The organism is Agrobacterium sp. DKPNP3, assembly GCF_052686535.1.
Window position 1 is genome coordinate 18592 of sequence record NZ_JBQYSN010000004.1, and the last position, 14983, is coordinate 33574.

11 protein-coding genes and 1 pseudogene are annotated in these 14983 nt (G+C 54.6%); 8 read left to right on the top strand and 4 right to left on the bottom strand.

Annotated elements, in window-relative coordinates:
* The first annotated feature begins 10 nt into the window (after positions 1–10).
* The 3 genes from ACUTJJ_RS02035 to ACUTJJ_RS02045 are packed head-to-tail and all read left to right on the top strand — an operon-like array spanning position 11 to position 1789.
* On the top strand, positions 11–412 hold the full coding sequence (locus ACUTJJ_RS02035) for a VOC family protein (RefSeq protein WP_445541123.1): 402 nt from the start codon (positions 11–13) through the stop codon (positions 410–412).
* 2 nt (positions 413–414) lie between these two features.
* Positions 415–762, top strand: coding sequence for a YybH family protein (locus ACUTJJ_RS02040; RefSeq protein ID WP_445541124.1), 348 nt, complete (start codon positions 415–417; stop codon positions 760–762).
* Between the two features lie 37 nt (positions 763–799).
* Positions 800–1789, top strand: a complete 990-nt coding sequence (locus ACUTJJ_RS02045) for a saccharopine dehydrogenase NADP-binding domain-containing protein (RefSeq protein ID WP_445541125.1) — start codon at positions 800–802, stop codon at positions 1787–1789.
* A gap of 180 nt (positions 1790–1969) precedes the next feature.
* Here the strand turns inward: ACUTJJ_RS02045 and ACUTJJ_RS02050 are convergent.
* A pseudogene (locus tag ACUTJJ_RS02050) lies at positions 1970–2506 on the bottom strand (hypothetical protein); the annotation flags it as partial.
* Between the two features lie 440 nt (positions 2507–2946).
* Here ACUTJJ_RS02050 and ACUTJJ_RS02055 point away from each other — a divergent pair.
* Entirely contained in the window at positions 2947–4446 is a 1500-nt protein-coding gene (locus ACUTJJ_RS02055; RefSeq protein ID WP_445541126.1) for a hypothetical protein, read from the top strand.
* 160 nt (positions 4447–4606) lie between these two features.
* Here ACUTJJ_RS02055 and ACUTJJ_RS02060 read toward each other — a convergent pair whose 3' ends face one another.
* Positions 4607–5569 carry a hypothetical protein gene (locus tag ACUTJJ_RS02060; protein ID WP_445541127.1) on the bottom strand — a complete coding sequence of 321 codons (963 nt, stop codon included), beginning with the start codon at positions 5567–5569 and terminating at the stop codon, positions 4607–4609.
* Positions 5570–5874: 305 nt separating this feature from the next.
* Between ACUTJJ_RS02060 and ACUTJJ_RS02065 the strand changes: the two genes are divergently transcribed.
* Both ACUTJJ_RS02065 and ACUTJJ_RS02070 read left to right on the top strand, forming a co-directional pair.
* The gene (locus ACUTJJ_RS02065; protein WP_445541128.1) at positions 5875–7686 is read left to right on the top strand and encodes an ATP-dependent nuclease; all 1812 of its coding nucleotides are present in this window, start codon (positions 5875–5877) and stop codon (positions 7684–7686) included.
* Positions 7673–9466, top strand: coding sequence for a UvrD-helicase domain-containing protein (locus tag ACUTJJ_RS02070; RefSeq protein WP_445541129.1), 1794 nt, complete (start codon positions 7673–7675; stop codon positions 9464–9466). Before ACUTJJ_RS02065 ends, ACUTJJ_RS02070 begins: the two co-directional genes overlap by 14 nt.
* A gap of 264 nt (positions 9467–9730) precedes the next feature.
* On the opposite strand, the gene ACUTJJ_RS02075 is transcribed toward ACUTJJ_RS02070, so the two are convergent.
* Positions 9731–10942, bottom strand: a complete 1212-nt coding sequence (locus ACUTJJ_RS02075) for a HEPN/Toprim-associated domain-containing protein (protein WP_445541130.1) — start codon at positions 10940–10942, stop codon at positions 9731–9733.
* 183 nt (positions 10943–11125) lie between these two features.
* Between ACUTJJ_RS02075 and ACUTJJ_RS02080 the strand changes: the two genes are divergently transcribed.
* Positions 11126–12172 (top strand): hypothetical protein, encoded by a 1047-nt coding sequence (locus ACUTJJ_RS02080; protein ID WP_445541131.1) that lies wholly within the window; start codon positions 11126–11128, stop codon positions 12170–12172.
* Positions 12173–12640: 468 nt separating this feature from the next.
* Positions 12641–14365: a hypothetical protein gene (locus ACUTJJ_RS02085; protein ID WP_445541132.1), complete on the top strand. Its 1725-nt coding sequence runs from the start codon at positions 12641–12643 to the stop codon at positions 14363–14365.
* 36 nt (positions 14366–14401) lie between these two features.
* On the opposite strand, the gene ACUTJJ_RS02090 is transcribed toward ACUTJJ_RS02085, so the two are convergent.
* The gene (locus ACUTJJ_RS02090; RefSeq protein ID WP_445541133.1) at positions 14402–14962 is read right to left on the bottom strand and encodes a hypothetical protein; all 561 of its coding nucleotides are present in this window, start codon (positions 14960–14962) and stop codon (positions 14402–14404) included.
* Between the last annotated feature and the right edge of the window lie 21 nt (positions 14963–14983).

A 14983-nucleotide genomic window follows, 5' to 3' on the forward strand; every position in this document is an offset into this window, starting at 1 on the left:
GAGAACAGCGATGCTTGATCATATCTTTCTGACGGTTCTGGATACGGAACGCTCCATCGAGTTCTACAGCAGAACCCTTCGCCCCCTCGGGATCACCCAGCGACACGACTACGATGGAAAGGACGGCCCCGTCGGCCATCCCGACCTTAAAGGCTTCGGCGCAAGCGGACGGATGTTCTTTTGGCTGCGGCAAGGCGAACCCTCGCCTGGGGCGGTGCATGTCGGCTTCGTCGCGAGCTCAGAAGCGGCGGTCGCCGCTGCCTACGACGCGGCGATTGCCGCGGGCGCCACGTCGGTCCATGCGCCCGGACCGCAGCTTCACTATGACCCGCGCTACTTCGCGGCGCAGGTCCGCGATCTTGATGGCTACACTCTGGAGTTCGTCTTCAAGAGCTGGCAGCACGAAAGGTGACGATGATGGAGGGACAGGCTGACTTCCACGCCGTGGCCGCACGTCTGATCAAGGCGACGAACGCTTTCGATGCCGACGCGGTGACGGTTTTGTTCACACCGGACGCGGTGATCGACGACCCGTCCACCGGAGAACGTTTCGACGGGTACGACGGCATTCGCGACTACGTCGAGCGGTTCTTCGTGGGATACAAGACCGTGACACGTCTCCTGACGGTGGAGGCGTTCGGCCCACTCACAGCGCGCCTTCGAGTCGATTTCACAGGCGACTTCGGTCACGAGGTCGGGCGGCTCGATATCAAGTTAACCAGCGAGGGACTGATCGAGCGCATCGACGCCGACCTCGAATAGCCCGCCATCATAGCTCAGCAAGACGAAAGAAATGTAGATGACAAGACTGATGATTTACGGCGCGGCCGGATACACGGGGCGCATGGTGGCAGAGCATGCCGCCGCGCTCGGCCTCGAACTCATTCTCGCAGGACGACCCGGTAGCCGGTTGGCTATCGAGGAGATGGCCGACGAGCTTCGTGCTGAGACGAGGTTTTTCTCGCTCAACGACGGCACGGATCCGGCGAACCATCTCGCCGGGACTGCAGTTCTGCTGAATGCCGCAGGACCCTTCGCGGATTCTGCCGAGCCACTCATGTCCGCTGCGATCCGCGCCAAGGTTCATTATCTGGATTTTTCAGCGGAGCTTGACACGTACAGGGAAGCGATGGCGCTCGATGCTCCCGCGCGAACTGCCGGGGTGATGCTGATGCCCGGAAGCGGAGGAAGCGTGGCCATGCTGGGCACCCTAGCATCGCTTGCAGTCTCGCGCACTCGCAACCCGAAAAGGATCGCGATAGCCCTGGATGTTGCCGGCGGCATGTCCCGGGGCTCGGTCGCCAGCGCGAGCCGCAGCATCGTCGCGGAGACGCTTCGGCTGGCCGATGGGCATCTTGTTGAAAGAAGCGCTAAGGAAACCCGTAGTTTTGATTTTGGGAGTGGGCCACTGTCGTGCTTTCCCGCGACATTGCCGGACCTGCTGACGATTCAGCATGCGACAGGCGTGAGCGACATCGAGACCTACGTACATATCTCAGAAGGAGCATTCCCTCCTTCAGACGCCGAGATAAACACGAGCGGGCCGACGGTGGCAGAGCGCGAAGCGAACCGCTACCACGCAAGTGTCGAGGTGGAAGCCGACAACGGTTCGATAGTCAGGATGGCACTGGACACGGTTAACGGCTACACATTTACAGCCATTGCGGCAGCAGAGGCGGCGCGCCGAGTTCTGGCGGGCGATGTTTGCCCTGGCTTCCGGACGCCTGTCGAGGTGTTTGGTGATGATTTCGCACTCACCATCGGACAAACATCTGTCTCAGTCTTGTAGCTCCTGACTGTTTCGACTGAAGCACGATACGTCTTCAGTCGAGGAGCCAGCTATTGACTGACGACGGCATCCGCGGGCCGCTGGCCGCGAAGCCCAGCTTGAGCAGCGTCTTCGCCTTGATTGGATTCGAACCGATAACCCCGCGCCGCAAGTGTGCTAAGTCTTTGCAACGCCTCGAATCTAGGCCTTCCGACCCGTCAAGAATGAGACTAGCTCATGTGTAATCGTTATGAGGCTCTGCAGTTGATCAACTGAGGGCTCAAGATCCACATTCCCATGGATGACTTGATTGCGTATCGTAGCGAGATTTCGCAATGTTTCTGCTTGGCTTGGCGTCACAAACCCACCAGTAGCCAGCAGTTCAACCACAAGTCCAGGGGTTTGTGGTTTTAGGGTTTCGCTAGGCTCCAAGTGTCGAGCGATGCCTCCGAGAGATGCCCATGCGAACAAAATTGAGGCTCGCGGATCAGTCAGTTTGCTCAACGCTTCAACAGTACGTTCAATGGCCGGCACGCTTGCAATCGGGACCTGCCGTTCAGCTTGCCCATCATAAACGACCTCAAGCCTCCAGTCGGGATGATCCGCCAGAATTTCCCGCAATCTTCGAATCTTTGCTTGTGCCGTCGGGCTGCCTTTTGCCACAACTTCCACAACGATGTTGCCCTTGGGACCAATCGCAACAGCGTCAGCTTCATAGTCGGCCAGAAACGCCGGAAGATCTGATCTGGTAGGACTCCAAACGACCCTGTAACCCTGCGCACCGAGGCGGGCAGATAAACATCCAGCGCGTTTCTTTCGACTGCGGCAAAGTCAATCATTAGAAGCTTGGTTCCCCAAGGATTGCATCTACTCGAATATAGAGGATCGGGCCTTCCGATCCTATCGCCTCCACCAACTTGTTGGACGGGTTTGGCGAAAGCTGCGTTTGCATCCGGCCCGAACCTTTGAACCACAACCCGATCAATAAGGCTGTCATCGAGATAAACCGATGGGATCATGGCATCGAGAGTTAGCTTCATGATATTATCGACGTCTCCAGGATATTTTTACTTTTTATTCAATTACTTAGCTCCATAAGTATGCTTATGCGATTTTGGAGCGCTGCCGATCGACCACTCAATATCGGCTAGAGCGAAACTTGAAACTCGGGGGTAAAATTGGCATCCGCAAACACATTATCGATCTCAGAGGTCGCCATCATCAAGGGGATGTTGAACCTCACCCCACGGCCCACGAACCAGGCAATCCTTGCGTATTTCACGCGCCCAGATCGTGATCTAAACCATCGATTGATAGCTCAGATTCGTGACGGCTACCTTCACGCGGCGGTATCCGCTGCATCTGGAGCGGCCGTTCAGTCCTACATGCGTGTCAGCCGATACCAGCCGCATCTAGATGCCGCAGTGTTCGTGCCTCATCCTGGACCTTCTGCATCGGCACAGTACGGCACACGATACCTGCACCTCGACTGGTGGCCCGTTGGTCAGGGCCTGTTTTCGACAGGTGCAATCGTGACCGAGAATGGTCCGCGCTTCAACTGGATCTATGATTGCGGCACCACGTCAGCTGATCGTTTGCTCACGGATGCTATAGCACACACCCATCGGCAACGCTCGTCGCTCGGCGTCTCAGTAGTCGACCTCGCCGTACTATCGCATTTCGACAAGGACCATATTAGCGGCTTTTCGCGTCTCGTGCGATCGTCCCCAATCCGAGTGATCCTCCTCCCCTACCTTTCGCCTCTCCAGCGGCTTGTCCTGGCACTTCAACAAGGACTTTCCGCCGACGACGCCGAGTTTGCTTTCTACGTCGATCCCGTAGGTTATCTTCAAGGGCTGGATGGAGGCGATATCGGTGAAATCATCTTCGTATTGCCTTCAGGCCCGGACGATGGCGCACCGCCTCCACCTATGGATCCGCGGCCGGATCCTGACGGACCGGAGGAACTTCGGGTAAAATACGAGCCCGATGAGCCTCCTGAAGATGCAGGAGACGAACTGTTCCAAGCACAAGCCCACGCTAGAGTTCGCTACCTCAAGCGAGGCGGGACTATATCTGTTCCTTTCTTCTGGGAGTTCCTACCTTACAACGATGCTTCGATGCTGCCCAAGATCACGAAGACATTCAGATCTCGGGCATCGAGGCTCGTCCAGGACATGCTGAACATGCCGGCTACCCGCGGTAAAACGCTGGCGAAGCTCAAGGCCCTCTACGAGAGCGTCTTTCGAGGTTCGGTGGATCGTAACCTGATTTCTCTCTTCGTTTATTCAGGTCCCGTTGATCCTGCGGCGACGTTGAAATGGCTGGGCTCCTCGCAACCGGTCGGGCTATTTGGCGGGAACATCAGGTTCGCGCAGATGTACACGGGTGATGGGAGCATCGGCGCAGGCAAGCAATTGCTCGATTTCGAAAGCCATTATCGTCCCTATAGCCGGCTCGACCGTGCGGGCATTCTACAGGTCATGCATCATGGCGCCGAGGGCAATTGGCACGAGGGTTTGGCATCGCTTCTGAACCCCGAAGCGAGTATATTTTCGTCGGATCCCGATCACAAAAGCTATGGCCACCCACACGCCGCTGTTCTTCGTGACTTCTGGCCGTTCCATCCGGTGCAGGTCGATAAGAACGCCGGACTCCACATGGTAGGTATTTTTTAGATTGAGGCATTTGCCCATGCAAGGGCAATAAACCCGAGCGGATCAGAGAGGACGGCTCTTTACGAAATCTAGAACGCGGCGCGTTGCCGCCAGGAATAGGCGAGAACAGGCCCCATTTGGTTCGACCAATTACTCTGGCTGCAGTTTGCACTCAATGTGGTCAAGGCTTGAGGACAGCCACAGGTGGCCATGTGTCAGCATTATTCAGCTCAGCCATGGGATAGAACGTCTCGAGGGTCGTTCCGTCGATCTGCGGCAATGTGAGCTTTTCGTAATCGAACAATGTCCTGCCATTCAAATGCAGGGTACCTGTTGCTCTGTTGGGCCAGTAGACGCCAAATTCCAATGTTCTGAAAAATGGATAAATTTTTATGAGTTGAGGTGCGCCACCGATCGGGCCTTTGAATTCACCATGCCGATCAGTCAAATTAGTATCACCCAACATGCTGGTGAGCGCGCTGAATGGTTGCATGTCAAATTTGCTCGCATTCTCGTAGTCGATTAGCTGCGCAAGCCGCTGGTAAAATTGTGGTCTCAGGTCGCCAATGACTGCGAAATCGCCAGCTTTGTAAAGCGTCGCGCTCCGCTTCCTTGGAAACCGCGTTGAAGCGGCGACAAAGCGCTTTGTGCTGTTCTCATACCTGATGCGGCTAATCACTGGTCGCTTCAATATCCAGGAATGAGCTCCGACAATAAATGAGGTTTCCATCAACTCAGATTTCAAATCAACTGGGTTTATATATGCTTCCAGAAATCTGTTTATTAGCGCGGCGAAGCGTCGTGGTAGCTCGGACCCATCGATGGCGCGATCCATATTTTTTTTGTATTGCCTTACATAGCTGATAAATTGGTGAATGACCGGGTAAGCCAAAAGCGTACTTCCACAAAAGCCGACTGCGGCATCCTCCCGCGGTAGCGGAAAAACTTTCTGGCAAACGTCTATATTTCCGCCACCAGACAAGCGGCTATCGGAGCAGAACACGAGCTCTGACCCACCGGGGAGTTTACGTTCCCACGCAATAGTTATCGTCATTTGAAGCCTAGTTTTTGCCAGTTTGAATTTAACCAAGTAAACTCGCGACACCGTAAATATTGATTTACCGTGGATGGTAAAAACAGACATCTGTCGGACGTCACAGCGCTCAGGAGAAATCGCGGCTATTAACCTTCAGGGTATCGCGGTAAATGACCGGTATTTATCGCGAGCCGATACTATGGGGCACGTTCCCTAAAGTCCGAGATTTCCGGTGAACCGCTAGTCAAGAAAGTCACATGAGCCGCCGTAGTAAAAAGTCGTCAACTTCGACCCTGCGGCAAACATTGATGTTGATATCACCTGCTAATCCTCAATTCTTGTCTTCGAAAGCTGCATTGGGGCTCGGAGGTTCAACCGTCGCGTGATAAGCGGATGTATCGAAGAGGTTCAATATGCGAGTCACTCGTCTATCCATTCGCAATTTTCGAGGGGTGCGAGAAGCAACGCTCCTCCTGCCCCGGCACGGTGTTTTCATCGGCGACAACAACACGGGGAAGACCACGATATTGGAAGCGCTGGACCTCGTACTGGGGCCGGACCGGCTTAATAGACAGCCACCAATCGACGAGCACGATTTCTATCGAGGAATCTATCTTGCTCCAAAGGCGGCACCCGGGCCAGATACGCCCAGCGATCCCGAGGAAGCGCCTCCGCGGATCGAGATCGAAGTCTCGATCGCCGACCTTTCTCCCGAGCAGAAGGCCCGCTTCGGCGACTACGTCGAATTCTGGGATAACGCCAGCAACACCTTCTACGCCGTCCCCAATCCCCAAGGGGTCGACACCTCGTCGATCATCGAGGCGATCCGCGTAACGTTCCTTGGATATTATGATCCTGAAGAAGACGACTTCGAGGGCAAGACCTTTTTTTCGCGGAGCCTCGAAGAGTCTGATCGAGGCGTCCCGTTCTCAAAGAAAGACAAGCAACTCTGTGGCTTCCTGTACCTGAGAACCCTCCGCACGGGCGCAAGGGCACTCAGCCTAGAGCGTGGTAGCCTGCTCGACATCATTCTAAGATTGAAAGAGGTGCGTCCTCGGATGTGGGAAGACACCCTTTCGACCCTCGCTGACCTGCCCGTCGCGAGCGATCCGACGTTGGGCATTTCGCCGGTCCTCGAGAGCATCAACAATGCTCTGAAGAAATACGTTCCCAAAGAGTGGGGCGTCGAGCCTCACCTTAAGGTTTCGACACTGACACGCGAGCACCTCAGAAAGGTCATAACCGCCTTCATAGCGACGGGAGACGGAAACCATGCCGCCCCTTTTTATCGGCAGGGAACCGGGACGATAAATATGCTCGTCCTCGCGATGCTATCGCAGATTGCCGAAGGCAAGCAGAATGTCATCTTTGCGATGGAGGAACCGGAGACGGCTATCCCACCCTATGCGCAGAAGAGGATCGTGCATGAGGTCCGAAAGCTGGCGTCACAGGCGCTTTTCACTTCACACTCGCCTTACGTCCTCGAGGAGTTTCCACTTGAAGAGACAATCGTGCTCAGCCGATCGAAAACGGGGGAACTGATCAGGAACACCGTCGCCCTACCCGACAACGTCAAGCCGAAGCGCTACAGGCAGGAATTTAGGACGCGGTTCTGCGAGGGCCTGCTTGCCCGTCGGATACTCATCGCCGAAGGCGCGACAGAGACGACAGCGTTTCCTGCGGCATGCCGTCGGCTGTCGGAGCTAAACCCGAAACGATATTCGACCGTGGAAGCGCTTGGCATCTGCATCGTTGATGCCGGAGGGGAAACTGCTATTCCTGGAATGGCGAAGCTTTACCGTGGCCTTGGCAAGGCGACATATGCGATCTGTGACAAGCAAAATGACACAAACCTTTCGCTCATCGTAGAAGACGTGCAACTCCTACTGATGCATAATGAAAAGGGTTTCGAGGCAATGGTCCTTAACGGAGCGAAGGACGCGGCCATGAAGCGCTTCGCGGTGTCGTTAGACTGGCCACAACATCTAAAGCAGAAATACAGCAATCCCGAGGACGATGCCAAGGCCGCCTTAGAAGAATACTTCATCTGGGGAAAAGGCGACGGAAGCATCGCGGACTTCCTGGCTCAGTGTTCTGAAGCCGAAATGCCCGAATGGCTGAAGACCGCCTGCTCTAAGCTCAAAGACTTCTGCATGGACCCCGATCTGTTCGACTTAGTTTGGGGACAGCCACTTCCCGAGGTGTCTGAAGATGCAGCTGAGTAAAGGACAGCTTGATATCATGGCCTCGAAAGGCCACCTCCTCGTAACCGGGGGGCCTGGCTCCGGGAAAACCACGATATCGATATTGAAGGCCGGTCAGATCATCAACGCACTGCCATCGGGCCACAAGGTGCTTTTTCTGAGTTTCGCTCGGGCGACAGTATCACGGGTGATGGAGGCCATCGACGCAGAGAAGGATGTCGCCCCGGAAATCAAGCGGCGTATCGATGTCGAGACATACCATTCGTTTTTCTGGCGGATATTGAAAGCGCACGGATATCTGCTCGGCTTGCCTCGGCGGCTCACGATCCTAACCCCTCCCGCCGAGGTGATCGCCCTCTCGGAAGTTAGGCATACCCATCCGGGTTCCTCCGAGAGCGAAAAGGCGGCCCGTGAGGCAGCCGAGGAGACGGAACGGTGGCGGTTGGCAAGAGTGGAAGGTCGCGTTTGCTTTGACTTGTATGCTGATCTGGTTGGAAACCTGCTTCATCAGAGCAGTCGCGTGCAGCAGCTGGTATCCACGATGTACCCGTGCGTCATCCTCGACGAATTTCAGGACACGAACGCAGGGCAATGGAGAGTCGTGCAAGCCCTTGGACGTCATTGCCGCCTGATCGCGCTGGCCGATCCAGAGCAGCGCATTTTTGATTTCATCGGAGCCGATCCTAAGCGGCTTGATGATTTCCGTGGCGAATTCTCGCCCACGGAAGTCGATCTCAGCACCGACAACCACCGAAGTTCGGGCACTGAAATCGCTAAGTTCGGCAATGACATCCTGAAAGGGGTCTTCCAACAGTCTTATACAGCGGTTGAATTCGAAGTATTCGAAGCGTTCTCGAACTTGGCAATGTCGAAGCTGGTGACGACCATATATGGCGCGCGCCAGAGACTCATACTTGCTGGCGTGAAGGACTGGTCACTGGCGATCCTGGTGCCGACGAAAAAGATGACCCGGTTGGTTTCTGACATGCTGCGCGAACCGCCGGGTGGCATGACGGCCATCCGACACACGCCTGTCATCGACATGGAAGCTGCTGTTCTTGGCGCGGAAGTCGTTGCCTTTTTGATGCAGCACCCGGGTTCCCACCAGTTCGGCGACTTCGTCGAACTCGTGTGCAATTACTACCAGGGCAAAGGCGGCAACGAACCCACAAAAAGCGCGCTAGAGATGGCAGCTAAACTGCGTAAGGCGCACCAGGAGCTAATGGATAGCTTGCGCGCTCAGAAGCCGCCTAGGAAGACCAGTGTTATCAACGCGACCCTTGCCGCGTTTGAGAGTGCGCGTGGATTGGTATTGACGGGAAACCCGGATACAGATTGGCAGCTCGTGAGAAGCGCGCTGGCAAATTGTGCCTGTAGCAGACTGAACGAAATCGCTGCGGAGGTCCGCAGCGTACGTATCCTTGAACGCGGCACGGAACTTCGCCACGGCCTGTCGGAAGACTGGAGGCAAAACGGATCTTACCGCAAAAGCCTCGAGATAACCCGCCAAGCGTTCGTTCGGGATCACTTGGCCACCGGCGGGAAACCGGAGCGAGGCGTAGTCGTGATGAACATGCACAAGGCAAAGGGAAAACAATTCGATGAAGTAATCGTGTTCGAGGGTTGGCCGATTAAACAAAAGGGAAAGATCATCTTCAATGGCGACCGGATCGTCCGTTTCAATTCGAAGGACGAGGTGGACGATCAGGTTCGACAGAACCTGAGAGTGAGCGTCACCCGCGGGAAACGACGCGTCACCGTGATGACGCCCCGAATTGATCCTTGTGTCCTTCTCGTATGACCGTAGTCGTCTCCCCTTGATACCGACGGAGCGGCCGCCCCACCCTAGTGGTCGGCGAAGAGACAATCGAAATCGAGTTGTGTCCCCGTGCGGCGAACTGCCCATTCATACTGGTTGCACTGGAGGGCCAGACAAGCATTCCTCAGAATACGCGGTACACTAGCGGTAAACGCTGCTACCTCCGTCGTCGGCGAGATATCATGGCAAGCCCCTGAGCTTCGGCAACGCTGACACATGCGGCAACCATGACAGCGACCGCTGAGACTATTTTGGACATGTCATATCCACCCCGCCGGTCCTTGCGTCCTTTGAAGGAGAGAAAATCCTCCATATAAGCTGTCTTCCCCAGCAAACTTCCCTGATATTGACCTGCATCACGGCTAAACCCACCCCATTCGACAAGCGCTTGTCGGGGATGCGCGTCAGGTCAAGATAACATTCAATTGCTGCGGCCCGTCCATTGATGTTGGCCGCTGCGTCGCCGGTCGGCCCTCTCGTCGGGAATTGCTCGAACTCGACAAGATCCGGTAATCGGCAAACTCTATAACTGTCGCGAAGGTTCAGCTGTTGCGTCTTCAGGTATGCCGCCACACCTTCGGCGTCGTTGTCGAAAATCGCGACGACATTAATTGGAGTGCGAAGAGCGATGAGGCCCTGAACAAATTTTAGCAGATTGCCGGTTCCGCTGAATGGGTAGCCTTCTTCCATGTCGATATACCGAAAAAAATCCGCGATCTCCGGGCAGTGAAGCGATATCGCATGGCGAAGGATTTTTGCGTCTGAGCTTCCCTCGGTGACGATTAGAAACGTTGCGGCATCTTGAAGACCGTGCTCGAATTCATCTGCCTCAGCGTAACCACCCTCAACCAGTGGCCCGAAATGCCACGTCACGTCGCAATCAAGGTTTTCTGGCGCCTCGGCGAGGAGACGAAGGGCGGTGTACGGATCGAACCCACCTAGAAGATAGCCAGCGCTGGTCGACTCTGAAAAAACTGTGTCTGCTTCGAAGCTCTGACCTTGATAGCTGTCGATGTCATACCAAGGCAGCCGCTGCATTTCTGCCTGCGTTAGGACGCGTCGCGGATTCTGCTCCTCCTCGTCGATCGACGTCGAGAGCTTTTGAGGCCTGACCGCTAGGATATGAAGGAAAATCTCATCGAAGGTGAACATCTCGGGCCATTCGATAGGCGAAGGATCCCATTCGGCTCTGTCACGTCGCTCTTGGATGCCAAATGAGATGGCGGCTTCGTATTCGGCCTTCGCTCTAGTTAGCGTATGACCCATAAGCTCCAGACGGGGGAAAATCGACCGCAATGGAGCGCGGTAGCCCGGACTTTCCTGAGCATCCCAATGATCGGCGTGCTTAATATCCTTCGGGTCCACGGCGTGAAACAATGGACCGTGATTGATGCCAGGATGGTTTTTGCTCCAAGTCAGCTCGATTGCACCTATGTCGAGGCTAATTATCGTTCCCAAGCTCCACCCCTGTGGTTCTATTTCCCAGTGACTAAAATGTGCCGAAGACTGCTTGACGCTGCTGATCAAAGGCTGAACGTAGACCAGACCGAGACGATTTAATGCCGAAATTCTGCTCTAACGCGCGTTTCCGTACCGGCTCGGTTTGGGTGCAGTAACAATATTATCAAAGATAGGTGCTCGATGAAGTGCTACCGGATCGACGAAAGCGGTTACACTGGATTTGATTTGTTGAATCCGGATCAGCGTTTTCAAGGTGCATCCGCGATCGCAATCGAGAATGATGAGGCTGTCAGGCTTATCCGAGACCACTTCCCTCGCCTGCAGGCAGGCGAGTTGAAATACCGGTCTTTGTCGCGACGACCTGGAAACCACGAGCGTCTTCTTGCGTTGCTGCGCGATATTCACGCACATTTTGAATGCGTCACCTATGTCTGTGACAAACGCTACCTGCTTACACTTATGTTCGTCGATTACGCTGTCGAGCCATTCTACTACAAGCGAGGCCACGACCTCTATGTCGATGGCCGCACCTACGCGATGGCGTCTCTACTATATACTGTCGGACCTACGTTTTTGGGCCCTGAAGGATTTGACGAACTTTTGACGGCATTTCAGCTGGCGGTGAAGGAAAAATCGCCCCTATCCCGTATTAGGCTGGTTTCCGCCGCCAGAAACGTTGATTGGCGGCAGCTCGAGGAAATTCTTGGACCGGTGGCAGAAGCATGCCCGGATTGCTGGGAAGCCATCGCGACCCCAGGAGTTAATACCGATGCCGCGTGGGTCGTACTTCAATCTCTCATATCGAGGATGGAAGCGATGGCTTGTGGGCCGTACAGGGTCGAGCACGACCAGTCCAAAAACCTCACCACCTATAACGCACTGATCAAGAAATTCATCGACCATTCCGAAGAGATCGAATTTCAGACCACGGAAATCGCCAGCCTTAAGTTCCCGCTGAAACTGAGAGAGGTGATGCAGGTGGACTCTAAAGTCAGCCCAGCCGTGCAGCTTGCCGATGTTATGATCGGCGCTGCAATTGAGGGTGCCAATAGAATGGCTGGGTTGCGCTCCGCCGGCTTGGATCCAGACGGAATCTCCAAAATCTACGCTGATGGACAGTTCATTCACATGAGCCCGATGATCGATTTCGAAGAAAACCGTCGATTCCGCAAGGGCTCGCGATCATCCGAAATGATCGACTACTTCGCCAAGCACTTCTCCGAGTGAGCAAGGTGCGCGCTTGTTTGCCGAGCTCGGATGCAAAGCTCTCCTGGTTACTGTTTGACTCAGGGTAGAAGTAGCGAACTGAAGGCATATCTGCTACAAACCCGCGACATATTCGCGGGTATCGACAGTGGACCAAATAAAGCCAACGCAAGCGGGTATGCTCCGCACGAATCTTCGCAATCAAATTAGGCAAACGCCTCTTCCGAAGTGGAAGTCACTGCTCCCGCTTTTCGAAGCCGTAATGAATGCGTTTCAAGCGATCCAAGATTGTACGGCTGACCGCGACCACTGCATTACAATCGAGATCGAACGGGAAGAACCTGGTCTTTTTGCCGAAGAGACGCCAGCTATAAAAGGGTTCGTCATTACCGATACAGGTGTCGGTTTCGACGACGACAATTTCGAATCGTTCAACACGGCTTATTCGGACCATAAATATGATCGGGGCGGTAAGGGCCTTGGCGTTTTATGTGGCTCAAGGCTTTTGAACGGGTCGAGGTGGATAGCATATTCGAAGCGAACGACAGCGGTGAACTTACTCGTTGGAGGCGAGGCTTCACATTTGATTTCAACTATGATCCAGAATTCGCATCACTGTCCCCAGCAAAAGACCAGGTGTCGCGGACCGTTATTCGGCTCGAAAATTTTAAGCGCCCCTACAACGATGAGTGCCCGCGCGACGTGGACCAACTGGCGCTGCGCCTTGCGGAGCATTTTATCATCGTTTTGATGAGCCCGGATTGCCCCTCGATTGACATCATCGACGGCGGCATCAAGACATCATTGAACAAGGTCTTTCGCGATCACTTCGAGAAATATGCCGCGGATAGCTCCTTCACGATCCGGGACAAGAGCTTCACAATTCACGGATTCCGATTAACCGCACCGCGAGCGACGAAGCATAAGTTGATCTACGCTGCAAATTCTCGTGGCGTGTTATCCGAGATGCTCGATAAATTCGTCCCAAACCTCGCCACGAAATTGCAGAACGTGGATGGGAAAAGCTTCGCATATCTCGCAGTTGTCCAAGGGGACTACCTAAACGATAAGGTCAATAATTTCCGCACCGACTTCGAAATGAGCGAAGACACCGAGGAGGAATTATTGGGTGTGGTGACGAGCGAGATCCGTCGTTCCGAGATCCGGGATGCCTCGATCGAATTTATTGAAAATGACCTTGCAACCCTCATCGCCACGCTGAACGAGATAAAGACGCAACGCGTCATGACATTCGTCCAGACAGATGCACCGCAGTATAAACCGCTCTTGCGCTATTTGCCCTCCTTCATCAGAGACATAGCACCTAACGCGAGCAAAACAGATATCGAGCTAGCGCTGCATCGTGAGCTTCATAGACGAGAGGTCGCGCTCAAGCGAGAAAGCGGCAAGATTTTGGTAGAGGCTGCGAAGCTCAAAGACTACGACGGGTATCGGGACAGGCTGGCACATTTTTTGGAGCAGTCTAACGAGTTGGGTGCGAGCGCTCTGGCGCAATACGTTATGCACCGAAAGATCGTCATCGAGCTATTCGACAAGGCGCTTTCTGCGGACCGAAAGACGGAAAAATATCCGCTGGAAGAGGCGGTTCATAACATTCTCTTTCCGATGCGCACAACGGACAGAGATACGCTCTACTCCCAGCATAATCTCTGGATGATCGACGAGCGCCTGACTTATCATTGGTTCTTGTCATCCGATAAACCGCTGAAGAAACTAGACGAGTTTCAGTCAACGTCATCGCTCAGGCCCGATCTTTTCATATTTGACCGAAAAATCACCTTTTCCGAAGGTGAAGAGGGCCAGCAGCCGGTTAACAGTCTGGTCGTCGTCGAGTTCAAGCGACCGCAAAGAGACGATTACTCTGATCAGGAAAACCCTCTTCAACAGGTGCTAGATCAGATCCGCGACATTCGTAAGGGCCAGGTCAAAGACGAAAAAGGTCGACCCATTGCTTTGGCCTACGATAAGGTGCCTACATTCGCGTACATCATTTGCGATATCACGCCCTCACTGCGTGAAGTTCTTGTTGATCGGGATGCGACTGGCACACCCGATGGCCTGAGCTATTACGGGTTCCATAAGAACCATTCGGTCTATTTCGAAGTGATTGATTATACGAAGCTGCTGACGGACGCAAAAAAGCGAAATCGCGTGTTCTTCGACAAACTGAACCTCATGGGAGGCAAAGCCTGACTCGGCCTCGGGGGCAACCATAGTTGCCGCCATCTGTCATGCGGGCCATCTTTTTGAGAATGCGGTGCGGACAGGTGTCAGGACTGGAGACGGCGCTTTCCTGATGTACTCGGCCGCGACGGTGAACTTCTCAGCTGACAAAGTGCCGAGATAAGCGATCGCCTCTTCTGTTGAGTAAGGATGCTTCGTGACTTCAGTGAAGTTCGGCGCCAAAGCGGTCCAGACCACAGCGCCAAAATCCATCCGGCGGCCCCAATCGGCAATTCCTAGGATAGTACCGGGATGGCGTTCCCTTGCACGGGCACTTATCTCTCCGCTTTTCAGATCAACGAAGCCCACGCCGTTGACATGGGTCATCCCCTCGCGGACGCGGAGACTTTCGCGAGCGTCAGCAAGATCCTCGAGGGTGCTGACGGCATAGAGTGCCGGGCACGACGTCCCGCACTGCTCATCGATAACCAGTGTCAGACGCCCGTCTTTGGAAATCCTGCTAAACTCAATAGGAAGCGGCGGGCCGCCAGGCTCGAACGGGAGTTTAACCGCGAGCTTCTCTGGTTTCCATATCAGCGACCCCCAACCTAGAACTGCTATTCGCATGCCTCACCGCCTCTCGTTCGC

Excerpts from the sequence above, each read along its gene's own strand:
- ACUTJJ_RS02035 (WP_445541123.1), top strand. The coding sequence starts at position 11 with ATGCTTGATCATATCTTTCTGACGGTTCTGGATACGGAACGCTCCATC.
- ACUTJJ_RS02040 (WP_445541124.1), top strand. The coding sequence starts at position 415 with ATGATGGAGGGACAGGCTGACTTCCACGCCGTGGCCGCACGTCTGATC.
- ACUTJJ_RS02045 (WP_445541125.1), top strand. The coding sequence starts at position 800 with ATGACAAGACTGATGATTTACGGCGCGGCCGGATACACGGGGCGCATG.
- ACUTJJ_RS02060 (WP_445541127.1), bottom strand. The coding sequence starts at position 5,569 with ATGTCTGTTTTTACCATCCACGGTAAATCAATATTTACGGTGTCGCGA.
- ACUTJJ_RS02065 (WP_445541128.1), top strand. The coding sequence starts at position 5,875 with ATGCGAGTCACTCGTCTATCCATTCGCAATTTTCGAGGGGTGCGAGAA.
- ACUTJJ_RS02070 (WP_445541129.1), top strand. The coding sequence starts at position 7,673 with ATGCAGCTGAGTAAAGGACAGCTTGATATCATGGCCTCGAAAGGCCAC.
- ACUTJJ_RS02080 (WP_445541131.1), top strand. The coding sequence starts at position 11,126 with ATGAAGTGCTACCGGATCGACGAAAGCGGTTACACTGGATTTGATTTG.
- ACUTJJ_RS02085 (WP_445541132.1), top strand. The coding sequence starts at position 12,641 with ATGTGGCTCAAGGCTTTTGAACGGGTCGAGGTGGATAGCATATTCGAA.
- ACUTJJ_RS02090 (WP_445541133.1), bottom strand. The coding sequence starts at position 14,962 with ATGCGAATAGCAGTTCTAGGTTGGGGGTCGCTGATATGGAAACCAGAG.